The following is a 14,387-nucleotide window of genomic DNA, read 5'->3' on the forward strand; positions in this document are numbered from 1 at the left end:
TGTATTATTATAGCGTTTTTTAAATCCGCTTTTTCTAAAAAATCTACCTCTATGCAAAGGAGTTGAATAGAAATGATAGAGAAACTGGAAGGGTCGCAAGGATGCTTTGTCTGTGACGCCACTAACACGAATCCTCGGTCCCTTAAGCTCGCAATCTACTGGGACAGTGAACGGAGGAATACCATTATCCGATTAACCCCCGACTCCTCTCACTGCGGGTATGAAGGAATTGTGCATGGCGGGATTATCGCTTCCATTTTCGATGATGCCATGGCATGGGCAGTAAAGAAAGAAACTGGTATCTGGGCTGTAACAGCTACTTTTGAAATACGGTACAGACAACCAGTCAAGATAGGTGAAGAATACACATTCTATGGGAAAATTGATTCTGTCCTAGGCAAGAGGATTCGCACATCAGCTCTCTTAAAAAATAGTACCGGTCAAGAGGCAGCCAGTGCTTCAGCTCTTTTCATCTCTATGGGACCTAATAGTTAACGGCTCAAAACAATGTTTCTAAGTCTCCTTTGTCCTTCCTCAGAAAGACCAAGGAGGAGGAGTTCCGCTTCAAGTTCTTTTAGGGTACCGTAGCCGCCAAGATATCCGTTAACCCTTGCAACGGCCGTAGACTGCAAAAGTTTGTCCAGAGAAGGATAGATCTTCTTATATTCCTGGAAAAAAACGCTGTCCATACGTAACCAGTATTTCTGATGATAGGCCTCAGCCAGATAAAATGTTTCAAGGGGGAGGATTTGCGTTCGCACTGGACGGCCTGTTTCTTGCTCCAAATGTTCTTTCCAGCCCTCAGCCCCTTCCTTCTGCTCTTCGTTCTCATAGAAGATGGCAGACATATATTGCCGCGAAAAGATAGGAAGCGTGGGGTCATGTCCTTCTGTAAAGGCCTCTAAAAGACTCTCGTAAGAAATAACATCCGGATCATATATGACTTGAATGCTTTCCGTATGATTTCCTAACGTATGATAAGTGGGATTTGGCCTGTCTCCTCCGGTATACCCTACTTTTGTACTGATAACACCTGAAAGAAGCCCGAACTGGGCGTCTGGCCCCCAAAATCAGCCAAGGGCAAAGGTTGCTAACGCAGTTCTTTTATGCTCTACGTTATCTATGGCGGGAAAGATATTTTCCATAAATACCATCTCCTTTTCCATATTAGATTCTTCGGCAAAAATAATACCCAGAGAAATAGCAAGGAACACCCCTATGACAATAATGGTCATGCCGTTAAAAAGACATTCTCTCCGTTTCCACATTTCTTGCCCTCTCTTTAATGACAAACATCACTTTATCTTTTTAATCTTACCCCACATCCCTATTTTTATTATGATACACTAAAAAACTTCGTATATCTAACCCCACCCAAGAAGAAATGGCCAAATCTGTTGACAGCACCCCTTTATTTCACTATAATCTTTACTCGACTGGCGCTTTAGCGTGATGAATTGTTATCTGAAAGAATCATTATTTCACTGAGGGGGTAACGTTATGAAAAAAATTGGTGTACTTTTGTTGTGCTGTATATTTGTTGTTCTTGGGGCAAGCAATGTTTTTGCCGCTGACAAGAAAACGTATATAGTAGGAATTGACGGTGACTACTATCCTTATTCTTTTATTGGCCAAGATGGAAAACCCGCAGGCTTTGACGTAGAATCCATTCAATGGATCGCCAAAGAAATGGGTTTCGAAGTCAAGGTTCAGCCCATGGCGTGGGACGGAATTATTCCAGCCCTTCTCGCTAAAAAGATCGATATGGTTTATTCTGGCATGACAGCCTCTCCGGAGCGCCGTGAAGTGGTAACTTTCAGCAAGGTCTACTGGATCATTAATCAAGCTGTTTGCGTTCGAAACAATACCGACACAAATATGGGAAACCTTTTTGATGGAAAGCACACCATTGGAACCCAGCGCGGCTGCACTGCAGCTATGTGGCTTGAAGATTATGTGGTCAAAACAGGAATAATTCCCAGTCAAAATCTGAAACTTTATGATAATTTCCCACTAGCGGCAAAAGACCTGGAAAATGGCCGGATAGACGCTGCTATGATGGATGATGTAATTGTGGCAAAGGCTGTTGAAGGTAAAGATATGAAAATTATCGGAACAATCTCTACAGGCGAGGAATATGCCGTAGCTATGAGGAAAGAGGACAAGGAACTTCACGACCTCATCAATGAAGGCCTTGACCGCCTCATGACATCCCCAATGTGGAATGAATTAAAATTAAAATATAAGATGTTTTAAACCAGTTCACCTTGAGGTAGAATTACCTGAAACATGAGGGGAATGAGGCTCATTCCCCTTTTTTTCTGTTACAACGTTGATTTTGTTATGATTTTGACAAGGGAGATTCAGGAAGATGGAAAACATTGAGGTTGTTGTTCAGTCCTTACCATATTTGTTGCAAGGGACACTGGTCACGCTAAGAATTGTAGTCCTGGCCCTGGCCCTTGGTCTATGTATGGGGCTTCCTTTGGCCATTGGTCAGGTATATGGTTCTGCCCCCGTACAGAAACTGGTAAAAACCTACGTATGGATTTTTAGGGGGCTTCCCAATCTCGTATTGCTTTTCCTCTTCTTTTTTGGAATTTTTCCCTCTCTTAGGATAGATGCTTCGGCTTTTTCTACTGCTGTGGTTGTTCTCGGATTACGAAGCGCCGCCTATCAATCTCAGATTTTCAGGGGCAGCATCCTCTCTCTTGGGGAGGGGCAGATGCTAGCGGCCCGATCCTTGGGGATGAGTAAATTACAGGCCATTATATGGATTATTCTGCCTCAGGCATTACGCATTGCTCTGCCGGGCTGGTCAAATGAATATCCTATCCTTCTTACAGATTCTTCGGTAACCTATGCAATAGGCGTTCTTGAAATTCTTACAAGGGCAAACCTTGTGGTCTCAAGAACCTATAAGCCTATGCCTATATTTTTAACCTGCGCCATTATCTTTATTCTTTTAAATTATGGCGGTATGCGCTTGCTTCACATGATAGAAAATAAAATGAGAATTCCTGGCTATGGAAATGGAGAACGGTAACAATGAGTGATAAAACAAAGGACATTATTTTGCGAGTTGAGGATATTCATAAATCCTACAGCGGCGTTGAAGTTTTAAGAGGGATTTCCTTCACCGTTCGCAAAGGTGAGACCAAGGTTTTTATTGGTCCTTCAGGAACGGGCAAAAGCACGTTGCTTCGCTGCATCAATCAGCTTACCATTCCTGATTCTGGCCAGATTTGGCTTCACGGCGAAGAGGTTACTCATTCGAAGAAAAGTATCAACGTCTTACGTCAGAAAATGGGGATGGTCTTTCAAAATTTCTATCTTTTTGATCACCTGACAGCCCTTCGTAACGTGGAAATTGCTCTTTTAAAAGTAAAAGGCATGGATAAAAAACATGCCCGGGAAAAAGCAATGCTTGAACTTGAGCGTGTAGGTATGGCGGCTTTTGCTGATCACTATCCCACACAGCTTTCAGGAGGGCAAGCCCAGAGAGTCTCTATAGCCAGAGCTTTAGCCATGGATCCTGACGTTATGCTTTTCGATGAACCTACATCTGCCCTTGACCCAGAGCTTATTGGAGAAGTACTTGAAGTTATGCGCAATCTCGCTAAAGGCGGAATGACAATGCTAGTGGTAACCCACGAAATGGGTTTTGCCTGTTCTGTAGCAAACGAAATTATGTTTATGGAAGAAGGCAGAATTCTTGAAAGCGGGTCTCCTGACAAATTGCTTAATACCCCTCAATACGAACGAACCCGTCAGTTCCTTCGCAAATTGATGGATCTTTACGGAGAACTGGGGAAGAGCAATGAATGATCTGCTTTTTATTCAGCAGGATGTGCTGCCAGCATTGCTGACAGGCATAATCATGACTTTAAAACTCATTGTGGTGTCTATTCCTTTTGGAATAGCTGCAGGTACTGTCATAGCCATAGGACGGGTGTACGGAAACAACACTATTTCATTCCTCTGCAGGCTCTATGTTATTTTTTTTAAGGGAACGCCTCTTTTGATTCTTCTTTTTATGCTCTATTTCGGCCTTCCCTCTTTTGGCATCACTTTAAGTCCCTTTGCTGCTTCTGTATTGGGTTTTATTATCTGCAATGGAGCTTATAACTCAGAGTATATACGAGGAGCCATACAGTCCGTTAAAGGTGGACAGCTCATTGCCGCTCAGGCTCTGGGCATGACGAAATGGCAAGCCATCCTGAATATTATTCTTCCTCAGGCCTTTCGACGGGCTATCCCTGGCTGTTCTAACGAGATGATCTATCTTATCAAGTATTCCTCTCTCGCCTACATGCTCACGTACATAGAACTGACCGGTGCCGGGAAAATTGTGGCGTCCCGTTCCTTCAGATATACTCTTGTCTTTACCGTTGTCGGCATTATATATCTCATAATGGTAACCTTGGCCAGTTGGCTTCTTTCTCTTCTTGAAAAAAAACTTTATATCCCCGGATGGAGCCAGGAAAGCTAGCGGGGTTTCACTGCAAAAGAACAGGCAGGATAGATGCATGAGGCACAATTGCGGCAGAGGCCTCCTACGCCCCACCGGCGTATCGTTTCCCGAGTGGGAACAACCCCTGCGAAAAGGTGATTAAGCAATAGGTCGAGGGATGTTCGGTTACAGGCTACGACACAGGCTGGGGCTCCAATAATGTAAGTTTCCCCTTTTCTCGCCAACATAAGATTGGAGCCTGGCAATACAGGAATTCCCTGAAAGATCACTTCGTCTGCCACGTGGGCAATAGCCCCGGGCGTCCTATCTTCTACATCAACGCTCATGCCGCCGGTACAAATAATGATTTTCGTTCTCTCCTCCAGGAACCCTTGCACACCGCTGATTATTTCCCCCCTAAGGTCTCCCACTATTGTCTGACCGGCAAAGATAGCCCCATAATATTGAAGTTTTTGTCTAAGCCTGGGCTCAAAAGCATCCTGGACGTGCCCGTCGACAATTTCCTTGCCTGTAGTGACAAGACCCACAGAATAGTGCTGAAAGAGCAAAAGAGACAAGGGCTCTGCAATCTCTTCCGCTCTGGCTATCTGTTCCTCCTTAATGACGAGGGGGGCAACTCTGAATGAAGCGACACGCTCTCCTCTTTCCACAGCGATACCTGAGGGCAGTGTGGCCAGAACCCAGTCTAAATCCCTATTAATCTTATGGATAATTTCTTCATTGAACAATAAAAATCCCTTTTGCTGGGCAACCAGGGAACATTTTCCTTCACTGGGACCTTCTATTGCCAACTCTGGCCCTGCAAGTTTTTGGGCAAGGCGAAGGGAAGCCTCATCCTCATGAACATCTCCTTCCTCGAGAAAAAGCACCGCCAGTTCTTCTCGCCCCATAGCCTTAAGTATGGGTATATCCTCGATCTTCACCTCATGGCCTCGACAAAATCGGGCTCCCTTAAATCTTTTTTCCACGTCAACTTGAGTTAGATCATGAGATAAAAGAAGGCCAATCGACTCTGAAAGAGCAACCCTTTCTATCCTCATTATGTTCCTCCTCTATTCTTGCAGCAGCGCCTTGTAAACTTTCTCGTAAAGGGGCACGGAAATCCCTGCATCTTGCGCAAGACGAACCACAGCGCCCACAAAAGTTTCAAGCTCTGTAGGACGCCCCTTTGAGGCATCGAGCTCCATAGAAGAACGAGTTTCTGGCGGGAAAGATTGAGCCTTCTCAAGAGATGCCGCAACAATATTCCCAGGGAGGGCTATCCCCTTTTCCTGAGCAAGGGATTCAACCTCTTTCATGAGATTTAATACCATGTCTCGGGTTCTCTTTTGAGAAAGAACCTCCCCAAAAGACGCTCTCTTGAGGGTTGTTACCGCGGCCATGGGGCTCATGAAAATAAACTTTGTCCAGACCGCCAAGTCAATTTTTGGAGTGAGTTCGAAAAGAATGCCTCCTTCTTTCATCACTTTTTCAAAGGAACGATGTTTCTCGATGTGGTCATTCACGGGACCTACAATCATTTTACAATTTCCTCCAACCTGGTGAATTTCGCCGGGGGAGGCAATAAAGGCAGAAATGTAAACGCAACCATTGAAAAGAATGCCTGGAATTTTTTCTTTACAAAGGATATCCGCATTATCTACGCCATTTCCAAGAGGAATTAGAAGGGTCTGATTATGGCATAGAGGACGGGCAGCCTTGGCAAAGGCCTGCAAGTGGTATCCCTTGACTGCGAAAAAGAGTACGTCAACACAACCTATTTCTGCTGGCGAATCTGAAACTACACGGGGGTGAGCGACAAATGTTTCCTGGGGGGTTGTAACTACAAGTCCCTTTTCCCTAATGCGGTTCATATGTTCTCCCCGGCAAAGGAAAGAGATTTCATGTTCAGCTGATGTTTCATAGGCAACTGCAAGGCGGCCTCCAAAGTAGCCGCCAACACCTCCAAGTCCCGCGATACAAATGCGCATAGAGAAACACTCCTTTCTTTGGCAAACCAAACAAGCTAATCAGACCTGTTCTATTTTAATGGACACTGCCGCTTTTGGGTATTTACAACTAAATGATATAATTTTTTTGGCGATGGCGTTCCGCCTCAACTGCTGTTTTCTCAGCTGATGACGCCTATGTGATTTTATATAGCCTTTTGAGGGGGAACATTATCGATGAAAGAACTTGCATTGCTTGCCATGGCAGGAGGAACGGGAGCTCTTTCCCGTCATTTTATATCATTATGGGTTTCTAGCCATGTAACTCACCCTTTGCCGTGGGGGACATTTGCGGTCAATATTTTAGGGTGTTTTCTCTTTGGACTTTTCTGGATTCTGGCAAGGGAACGCATGGTGCTTAATCCTAAATACGCTGTTTACATTCTTACAGGTTTTGTGGGGGCTTTTACCACCTTTTCAACTTTTACATTTGAAGCCTTTTCACTTTTTCAGCAACTCAAGATCCACCTGGCTTTCCTGTACCTTGCAGGAAGTCAGATTTCTGGACTTCTTGCTGTGTGGGCAGGAATTGTTCTGGGTAGGACAATATCGTTATAAATTTAAGGGGAGAGATCCTTTTGAAAAAACACATCATCAATATATTGAAACAGGCTCAGGGAACCTGCGTTTCAGGTCAGGATCTCTGTGAACAGCTGGGAGTAAGCCGGACAGCCGTATGGAAACATATCAACCAGCTTCGAGAGGAAGGATACACTATCGATTCTTCGGCTCGAAAAGGGTATCGCCTTATAGATGTTCCTGACCTCCTGAATGAATATGAAGTAGAACCTCTTCTGACGACAGAAGTTCTAGGCCACCCTATTATTCATTTCAGAGAGGTGCCATCCACAAATATTGAAGCCAGGAAATATGCACGGGAAGGGGCCGCTGAAGGAACGGTCATTGTAGCTGAACATCAAACGGCAGGGCGAGGCCGCTCAGGACGTTCATGGTTCTCTTCGCAGGAATGGGCCATTCAGATGTCCCTTATTCTCCGACCGAAAGTTTCACCAGCCCTTGCGGCATCAATTACCCAGATTGGAGCAGCTGCTGTGGCAAAAGCACTGGAAAACCTCGGTCTATCTCCTCAGATCAAATGGCCAAACGACGTGCTTCTTTCAGAGAAAAAGGTCTGCGGCATCTTAACAGAAATGAGCTGCGAATTGGATCACATCAATCATATTGTCATTGGCATCGGCATTAACGTAAATACTCCTCATTTTCCTGACGATGTAGCGTCCGTAGCAACATCCGTTCGCATTGAGAAAGGGGAAGCATGGAACAGGAAGAAACTAATGGCTGCCGTTCTTAACGCTTTTGAGCCCCTTTATAAGGAATTTTTGGAAGGAAAGGAACACCCAGAGTATCTTCGCATCTGTCGAACACTCTCAAATCTCATTGGACAACATATCACATACGAAACAACAAAGGGGCGCCTCTCTGCCAAGGCTATTGATATCGATAACTTCGGGCGACTTATCGTTCAGCACAGCGATGGTTCTACAGAAACCCTGCTTTCAGGAGAAGTTCATATCGGAACCCAAGAATAAAAAAAGGAGACTCCCCGGGAATACCCCCGAATTTGCATCCCCGGGGCTGCAGCCGTCCCCGTACCATAATAACAGCATCCCGTTAGAATGGAAGGGAAAGAAAATTTGGGGCTCCCTAGGAAGCCCCAAAAAAGAGTTCTAGCGATGGGTTTTTGCTATATCCAGGGCAATGAAGGATAAGTTATGGGCGTGGTCACCGATTCGCTCGAGGTTGCTGAGAATATCAATAAAAATAACTCCCGCAGAGGGGTTGCATTCCCCCCTGTTCAATCGGCGAATATGGCTCTTTCGAAGGGTCTTTTCCTTACGGTCAACTTCTACTTCCAAAACATCTATGACCTCATGAGCTTTATTTACATCCTCTTCTGCTACCGACTCCAGGCTTAATGTAACAGACCTGAATACAGTATTGAACATGTCTTGGAATTCCTGCATAGCGACAGGGGAAAAGGTCAATCTATGTTCAATCTTATAGTCATAGAGCTCTATAAGGTTTTGGCAGTGGTCTCCAATACGTTCTATATCGCTAATGCCATTAACGTAAGCGGAAAGAACCACTGACAATTCACTAGAAATGCTTTCCTGCCATATTTCAGCCGAATACTTCGCGATGGCATGGGTCAGCTCATTCAAGATCTTTTCTGATTCATTCACCTGATCGATCATTTTCGGGTCATCATTGACAAAAGCATTTTTCACATCCTGCAACATGGAGAGAGCAATGGCACCCATGTGGGAAATTTCTTTTTTTATTGCGTCTATTGCCGCTGCAGGGGAGGCTGTAACAAGCTTAGGGTCAAGAAATTGGGGTCCAACATTGATAGCGCTGCTTTTTCCTGGGACAACAAATTGGATCAGTTTAACGAAGGCTGAAGTAAAGGGAAGGAAGAGACAGGTATTAGTTACGTTGAAAAGGGTATGGGCATTGGCAAGCTGTCTTGCAATATCCGATGACGTCATAGAGATGACCGTCTTAAAAATCGGTAGTATGGCCATAAATATGGCCACACCGATAACATTAAACATAACGTGTGCCGCCGCTGCTTGTTTAGCGGACCTGTTTGATCCTAAAGAAGCAATGACTGCCGTAATCGTTGTCCCAATGTTATCACCAAGGAGTATGGGGACAGCGGCATCCAGGGATAAAAGTCCCTGGCTGGCCATGGCAATAGTAAGACCTATTGTCGCTGAACTCGCCTGAACAACCATCGTCACAAGGGTTCCTGCAAGAACACCAAGAAGAGGGCTGCGGCTGAACATCATAAACAGGTCTTTCCGTCCCTGAAGGAAATCCATAGCCCCTTCCATTGTTTGCATACCAAGAAAAAGAAGTCCGAATCCAACCAATCCATTGCCTATATATTTTTGCCGCTTGGATTTCCCAAAAACAGCAAAAAGCATTCCTATCCCGATGACAGGGAGGGCAAAACTCTTTATCTTGAAAGCTATGACCTGGGCAATCACAGTGGTGCCAATATTGGCCCCCATGATCACTCCCACCGCCTGTTTTAAGGTCATAAGGCCAGCATGCACAAAACTAACGGTCATAACAGTCGTTCCGCTACTGCTTTGGATAAGAACCGTCACTAACGTACCTATGAGGACCCCACGAACAGGCGTGCTCGTAAGGGATCCCACCAATTGTCGCATTCTGTCGCCTGCTAAGTCCTGCAGGGCATCGCTCATTAGTTTGATACCAAACAAAAAGAGCCCTACGCCCCCCAAAACCTGAAGTGCATTTGAAAATGGCACCGCACAAATCCCCCCGGAAGAAAAATTCTATAAACTTGAAAAGAAATCCTTTAGTGAAATGTTCCCACTAACTGTAACATACTCTACTTAAGGAATGCTAGTTTTTTTGCCCAAAAAGGACATGTCAAAAAATACTTTCATTTAAAATTCTCTTACAAGATTGAACAACTCCTGATGTATTAGATTATTAGTACAAAGAAGGTTCTGATTAACAAGATCATCGATAGCTAAACCATTCCAGTTACAGGCCTTTCCTCCTGCCTCTTCCAAAATAAGAAGGCCCGCATAAAAGTCCCAGGGCTTCAATTCCATTTCAAGATATCCGTCAAGACGACCGCAGGCAACATAAGCGACATCCAGGGAAGCTGCCCCCCTCCGTCTGACATCATGACAACGTTCATATATTTTTGCAACGATCTCTATTTCTTTTTTACCGAGCTCTTTGTTGTAAGCTGTTCCAAAACCTATAAGGCTTTCTGAAAGGGTTCTTGTTTGTGAAACCACAATGGGAGAGTCATTCAAAAAGGCCCCTTCATTTTTAGCGGCAAAAAAGAATTCGCCATTTGCTGGATCATAAATATATGCCTGCCGTATGGAGTAGTTCTCCACATAGGCAAGAGAAATGGCAAAAGCAGGGTATCCATGGAAAAAGTTAACTGTTCCATCAATAGGATCAAGAATAAAAGCACTCCTTTTCAACTGGAGGGAATTGCGTGATGACGAAAGCTCCTCTCCAACAATGACACTCTCAGGAAAGTATCTCTGAAGATGTTGAGTAATGAAGGCTTCTACTCTCATATCAGTAACCGTCGTATAATCCGACATTGACCTGCGAGAGGCAATTTGAGTATCACGCTGTTCCATAATAATTTCCCCTGCATCCCATAAAAGATCTGTTAATATTTTTTCCATAGAACCCTTCAACGGCGCCAGACTCCTTTATATTTAATTTTTCGTTATGAAGAGAGAAACATATCTATTAACATGCTTTTCCGTTTTTTTCAGATACTCGGTTACCACTTCAAAGGGCAAATTATATTCTACAGCAAGATCTGTCAGTGCATCACCTATCCGCTGCCAAATAATATGGGGTTTGTCCCCTCCCTTTTTTTCTTCTTCAGAAGGGATAATAGAATAGATCAACACCCATTCTTCGTGTGGGTGAGGAGACTCTTCTGTAACTGTAATCTTCCATTTACATTCCATTGTTATCTTCCTCCCTAACCCTTTATTAGATATTTGTGATATTTTTTTGATCATATAATGAACCCTCAGTGAAAAAAAGGGACAAAAATCGTTAAAAATGAACTTCATTTTTGTAAATTCAAGCAATTTACCTTGACGTCATTTCCATACCGTGTTATTATTTCCCCGCTACTTTTGTAGCACTTTTGACGCGTCGAATACACTATAAAGGAGGAAGGTGCTAGGTCTGAGCGATAAACAAACTACAAAAAAAGAGAGAAAAGAGCTTATAGAAGCTGTTCACACAGCTCTTGAAGAGCTGTTAATGTCACAACAGCATATTGATTTTAAAGCAGTTGCGCGAAAATTGGGCATAACCCGCTCTACCCTTTATCGAAACCCCATCGTTCGGGAAGAAATCACTGCTGCTCGAGAAAAATCTCGAGTCTCGTCAATATCCTTACCGCAACTTCAGGAAGAAATTAGACTCCTTAAAGAAAGAGTTCAAAAGTTAGAAGACGTTTCTCACCAATGGGAGCCTTGAGAAACTCCCTTTCCTTTTGCTTTTTGTGCGTCTAAGGCACCACTGTCAGAATTTGTTCTGATGTTTAATTTTTTACATTTCTAAAGGAGGCAGGAGTTTAAATGAAAACTCATCTTTTGAAAAAACAAATCATAATTACCCTTTATGCGCTGTCTACTATGTTTTTAGGCGCGATAGCGGCAGAAGCTGCCCGGCCTATAACCTTTATTGATTTCAGCTGGGATAGTGTACAGGTACATAATCGAATTGCAGGCTACATTATTGTCCACGGGTACGGGAAAAAAGTAGATTATATGTTTGCTGAATCTCTTCCCGGCCTTATGGGAATAGAACGGGGCGATGCCGATATTTCTATGGAGTTATGGGCCGATAATGTACATGAATGGTGGGAAGAAGCCCAAAAAAAGGGAAACGTTACGAGCCTCGGCATGAATTATCCTGATGCCCCTCAAGGATGGTATGTTCCCCGCTATATGGTAGAAGGAGATGCTGAAAGAGGCATTGAGGCTACTGCCCCTGATCTTAAAAGCGTTTACGATCTTCCTAAGTATTGGGAGCTTTTCAAAGACCCGGAGGAACCTAAAAAAGGTCGTCTTTATAACGGTCCCGCCGGATGGAAAGTCAGCTCTATTAATACAGAAAAAGTAATGGCGTATGGGCTGGATAAAAATTACACAGCTTTCGATCCGGGTTCCCAAACGTCCTTAGCTACCGCCATAGCTTCCGCCTACGAAAGAGGCAAACCTGTTCTAGCCTATTATTGGGAACCGACAGAAGTTATGGGTATGTACAATATGGTTAAACTTGAGGAACCGCCTTACAAAAAAGATATTTGGGAAACAACCCGTGGCTGTGATTTCCCTTCTGTGAAAGTTCTCATCATCGCCAACACGAACTTTGCTAAGGAAAACCCTGAGATAACAGAGGTTTTCAAACGATATAACACTACTCTTGAGCAAAACAACAAGGCTCTTGCCTACATGAAAACAAGAGAGGTAGATGCAGAACAGGCAGCAGTATGGTTTCTTAAAAACTATTCTGAGGAATGGAAGGGTTGGATAGAGGATGAAACCGTTATCGCAAAGATTGAGAAGGCCCTAGAGAAGGAGGCGATAAAAGATTGATCCATACAACGAAAGCCTCAAAAGCATTAGAAATAAAAGACCTGTGGAAGGTCTATACAAAAAAAGATATTGACATAGACGTTGAAAATGAGAATCTCATTACAGAGCTCGACAAATCCGAAGATGCAGTAGTAGCTGTAAGGGGCGTTTCTCTTGCAGCCCGACAAGGCGAGGTTTTCGTTATTATGGGACTTTCAGGAAGCGGAAAGTCTACGCTGATTCGATGCGTTATTCGCCTTATTGAACCTACATCAGGAGAAATATGGGTCAATGGACAGGAAGTAAGCTCTCTCCCCAAAAAAGATCTGACAGAATTTCGACGCAAACAGATAGCCATGGTTTTTCAGCATTATGGTCTTTTGCCCCATAAAACCATTATAGATAACGTAGAGTTCGGACTTAAACTTCAAGGGGTATCAGAAAAAGAACGGCGGGAACGATCAAACGTCGCTCTCGAGAGAGTTGGCCTTAAAGGATGGGAGAACTATTATCCCGGCTCCCTCAGCGGTGGGATGAGACAACGGGTAGGCATAGCCAGGGCTCTTGTGATGGATACGCCTATCCTTCTCATGGATGAGCCGTTCAGTGGCCTTGACCCTCTGATCCGTCGTGAAATGCAGGACGAATTGATCCGCCTGCAAAAAGAATTGAAGAAGACAATTTTCTTTGTTACCCACGACCTTGATGAAGCCATGCGCATGGGAGACCGGATGGCCGTTATGAAAAATGGAACCATAGTCCAAATGGGAGCTCCCGCTCAAATCCTTGCCAACCCTGCTGACGAGTATGTGGCCCGTTTTGTTCAGGATAAACGGCGTCAGATCCAGATGGCTGATGAAGGCGCATTTGTTAACGGGGAAAGCATGGATGAAATACCTGGCGAAGGAGTGATGGATCATATTTCCAGAGAATCTTGAATTTCATATAGCAAGTCACGTAAATAATGGGGTGAACTGGCTGCTTCAGGCGATGGCTCCCACTTTCGACAGCATTTCTAACGGAATCCTTGCTATGCTATTAAAAACAGAAAACCTGTTGCGTATTATTCCGTGGTGGTTTTACATTATCTTTGTTGCTTTTCTCGCGTGGAAGGCAACACGATGCCTTAGTACAACGGTTATATTGCCTCTGAGTCTAATTCTCATTGGAAGCTTTGGTCTCTGGAAGTTGGCTATGGGAACTCTTGCAATCGTCATAGCCTCTGTATTCCTCTCTCTTCTTATTGGTATTCCAGTGGGGATTCTCATGGCAGAAGCAAAGGGAGTGGAACCAATTGTAAAGCCAATCCTGGACGCTATGCAGACAATGCCAAGCTTTGTGTATCTTATTCCGGCCATGATGTTCTTTGGTCTTGGTAAGGTTCCGGCTGTTCTTGCCACGCTTATTTACTCTCTGCCTCCAGTGATTCGCTTGACGAATCTGGGGCTGAAGCAGGTGCCTCAACCTGCCCAAGAAGCTGCTATAGCTTATGGAGCGACAAAGTGGCAACTTTTAAAAGAAGTCCGGGTGCCTTTAGCCATGCCTACCATTATGGCCGGTGTAAACCAGACAACTATGATGGCCCTTTCTATGGTGGTTGTTGCTTCAATGATCGGAGCAAGGGGCCTTGGTCAGGAAGTTCTGCTTTCCATCAACCGCATCGACGTTGGCCGAGGATTTGAAGCTGGCATCAGTATTGTTATTATGGCCATAGCTATTGACAGAATTACCCAGGGATTTGCCCGTCGATGGGATAAAGCCCAAAGATAAAGACCCTTTATGAGCCGCCTT

Annotated in this window: 17 protein-coding genes and 1 riboswitch; of the genes, 11 read left to right on the top strand and 6 right to left on the bottom strand. The window is 44.3% G+C overall.

Translation table 11 applies throughout. The annotated features are described in order from the left end of the window. The first annotated feature begins 72 nt into the window (after positions 1–72). Complete coding sequence (locus tag B2U56_RS08455; protein WP_286953316.1) at positions 73–495, top strand: PaaI family thioesterase; 423 nt, start codon at positions 73–75, stop codon at positions 493–495. Here B2U56_RS08455 and msrA read toward each other — a convergent pair. Then, positions 492–1,235 (bottom strand): peptide-methionine (S)-S-oxide reductase MsrA, encoded by a 744-nt coding sequence (msrA, locus tag B2U56_RS08460; protein ID WP_286953454.1) that lies wholly within the window; start codon positions 1,233–1,235, stop codon positions 492–494. The genes B2U56_RS08455 and msrA overlap by 4 nt on opposite strands. Before the next feature lie 265 nt (positions 1,236–1,500). Here msrA and B2U56_RS08465 point away from each other — a divergent pair, with 265 nt between their 5' ends. The 4 genes from B2U56_RS08465 (at position 1,501) to B2U56_RS08480 (ending at position 4,492) form a co-directional block, all read left to right on the top strand. Beyond that, positions 1,501–2,256, top strand: a complete 756-nt coding sequence (locus B2U56_RS08465) for a transporter substrate-binding domain-containing protein (protein WP_286953317.1) — start codon at positions 1,501–1,503, stop codon at positions 2,254–2,256. A 115-nt stretch (positions 2,257–2,371) separates the two neighbouring features. Continuing rightward, the gene (locus tag B2U56_RS08470) at positions 2,372–3,046 is read left to right on the top strand and encodes an amino acid ABC transporter permease (protein ID WP_286953319.1); all 675 of its coding nucleotides are present in this window, start codon (positions 2,372–2,374) and stop codon (positions 3,044–3,046) included. A gap of 2 nt (positions 3,047–3,048) precedes the next feature. Beyond that, the gene (locus B2U56_RS08475; protein ID WP_273015452.1) at positions 3,049–3,828 is read left to right on the top strand and encodes an amino acid ABC transporter ATP-binding protein; all 780 of its coding nucleotides are present in this window, start codon (positions 3,049–3,051) and stop codon (positions 3,826–3,828) included. Beyond that, positions 3,821–4,492, top strand: coding sequence for an amino acid ABC transporter permease (locus tag B2U56_RS08480; RefSeq protein ID WP_213700830.1), 672 nt, complete (start codon positions 3,821–3,823; stop codon positions 4,490–4,492). Before B2U56_RS08475 ends, B2U56_RS08480 begins: the two co-directional genes overlap by 8 nt. Here B2U56_RS08480 and B2U56_RS08485 read toward each other — a convergent pair. Both B2U56_RS08485 and B2U56_RS08490 read right to left on the bottom strand, forming a co-directional pair. Then, positions 4,489–5,514 (bottom strand): molybdopterin-binding protein, encoded by a 1,026-nt coding sequence (locus tag B2U56_RS08485; protein ID WP_286953323.1) that lies wholly within the window; start codon positions 5,512–5,514, stop codon positions 4,489–4,491. The two genes, B2U56_RS08480 and B2U56_RS08485, sit on opposite strands and share 4 nt — an antisense overlap. 12 nt (positions 5,515–5,526) lie before the next feature. Then, a complete protein-coding gene (locus B2U56_RS08490; RefSeq protein WP_286953325.1) occupies positions 5,527–6,444 on the bottom strand; it encodes a ketopantoate reductase family protein in 918 nt (305 codons plus the stop codon). A gap of 99 nt (positions 6,445–6,543) precedes the next feature. Beyond that, positions 6,544–6,608: riboswitch (Fluoride riboswitch) on the top strand. A 31-nt stretch (positions 6,609–6,639) separates the two neighbouring features. On the opposite strand from B2U56_RS08490, the gene crcB reads away from it, so the two are divergent. After that, a complete protein-coding gene (crcB, locus tag B2U56_RS08495) occupies positions 6,640–7,020 on the top strand; it encodes a fluoride efflux transporter CrcB (protein ID WP_286953326.1) in 381 nt (126 codons plus the stop codon). Between the two features lie 20 nt (positions 7,021–7,040). After that, positions 7,041–8,012: a biotin--[acetyl-CoA-carboxylase] ligase gene (locus B2U56_RS08500; protein ID WP_286953329.1), complete on the top strand. Its 972-nt coding sequence runs from the start codon at positions 7,041–7,043 to the stop codon at positions 8,010–8,012. A gap of 138 nt (positions 8,013–8,150) precedes the next feature. Here the strand turns inward: B2U56_RS08500 and B2U56_RS08505 are convergent, their stop codons facing one another. The 3 genes from B2U56_RS08505 to B2U56_RS08515 all read right to left on the bottom strand — a co-directional run bounded on the left by B2U56_RS08505 (position 8,151) and on the right by B2U56_RS08515 (position 10,970). Beyond that, positions 8,151–9,764 carry a Na/Pi cotransporter family protein gene (locus tag B2U56_RS08505; RefSeq protein ID WP_286953330.1) on the bottom strand — a complete coding sequence of 538 codons (1,614 nt, stop codon included), beginning with the start codon at positions 9,762–9,764 and terminating at the stop codon, positions 8,151–8,153. 141 nt (positions 9,765–9,905) lie between these two features. Beyond that, positions 9,906–10,676, bottom strand: a complete 771-nt coding sequence (locus B2U56_RS08510; protein ID WP_286953332.1) for an inositol monophosphatase family protein — start codon at positions 10,674–10,676, stop codon at positions 9,906–9,908. Positions 10,677–10,709: 33 nt separating this feature from the next. Continuing rightward, positions 10,710–10,970 (bottom strand): hypothetical protein, encoded by a 261-nt coding sequence (locus tag B2U56_RS08515; protein WP_286953334.1) that lies wholly within the window; start codon positions 10,968–10,970, stop codon positions 10,710–10,712. A 217-nt stretch (positions 10,971–11,187) separates the two neighbouring features. Between B2U56_RS08515 and B2U56_RS08520 the strand changes: the two genes are divergently transcribed. From B2U56_RS08520 to B2U56_RS08535, 4 genes are all read left to right on the top strand, one after another. After that, positions 11,188–11,493 (top strand): DUF6262 family protein, encoded by a 306-nt coding sequence (locus B2U56_RS08520; protein WP_286953335.1) that lies wholly within the window; start codon positions 11,188–11,190, stop codon positions 11,491–11,493. Between the two features lie 101 nt (positions 11,494–11,594). After that, positions 11,595–12,617 carry an ABC transporter substrate-binding protein gene (locus tag B2U56_RS08525; protein ID WP_286953337.1) on the top strand — a complete coding sequence of 341 codons (1,023 nt, stop codon included), beginning with the start codon at positions 11,595–11,597 and terminating at the stop codon, positions 12,615–12,617. Then, a complete protein-coding gene (locus tag B2U56_RS08530; protein ID WP_286953339.1) occupies positions 12,614–13,534 on the top strand; it encodes a betaine/proline/choline family ABC transporter ATP-binding protein in 921 nt (306 codons plus the stop codon). The genes B2U56_RS08525 and B2U56_RS08530 overlap by 4 nt, the downstream gene beginning before the upstream one ends. Beyond that, on the top strand, positions 13,515–14,366 hold the full coding sequence (locus tag B2U56_RS08535; RefSeq protein ID WP_333593323.1) for a proline/glycine betaine ABC transporter permease: 852 nt from the start codon (positions 13,515–13,517) through the stop codon (positions 14,364–14,366). The genes B2U56_RS08530 and B2U56_RS08535 overlap by 20 nt, the downstream gene beginning before the upstream one ends. Positions 14,367–14,387 lie beyond the last annotated feature (21 nt).

The sequence above is a fragment of the Aminobacterium sp. UBA4987 genome (assembly GCF_002396985.1).
GTDB lineage: Bacteria > Synergistota > Synergistia > Synergistales > Aminobacteriaceae > Aminobacterium > Aminobacterium colombiense.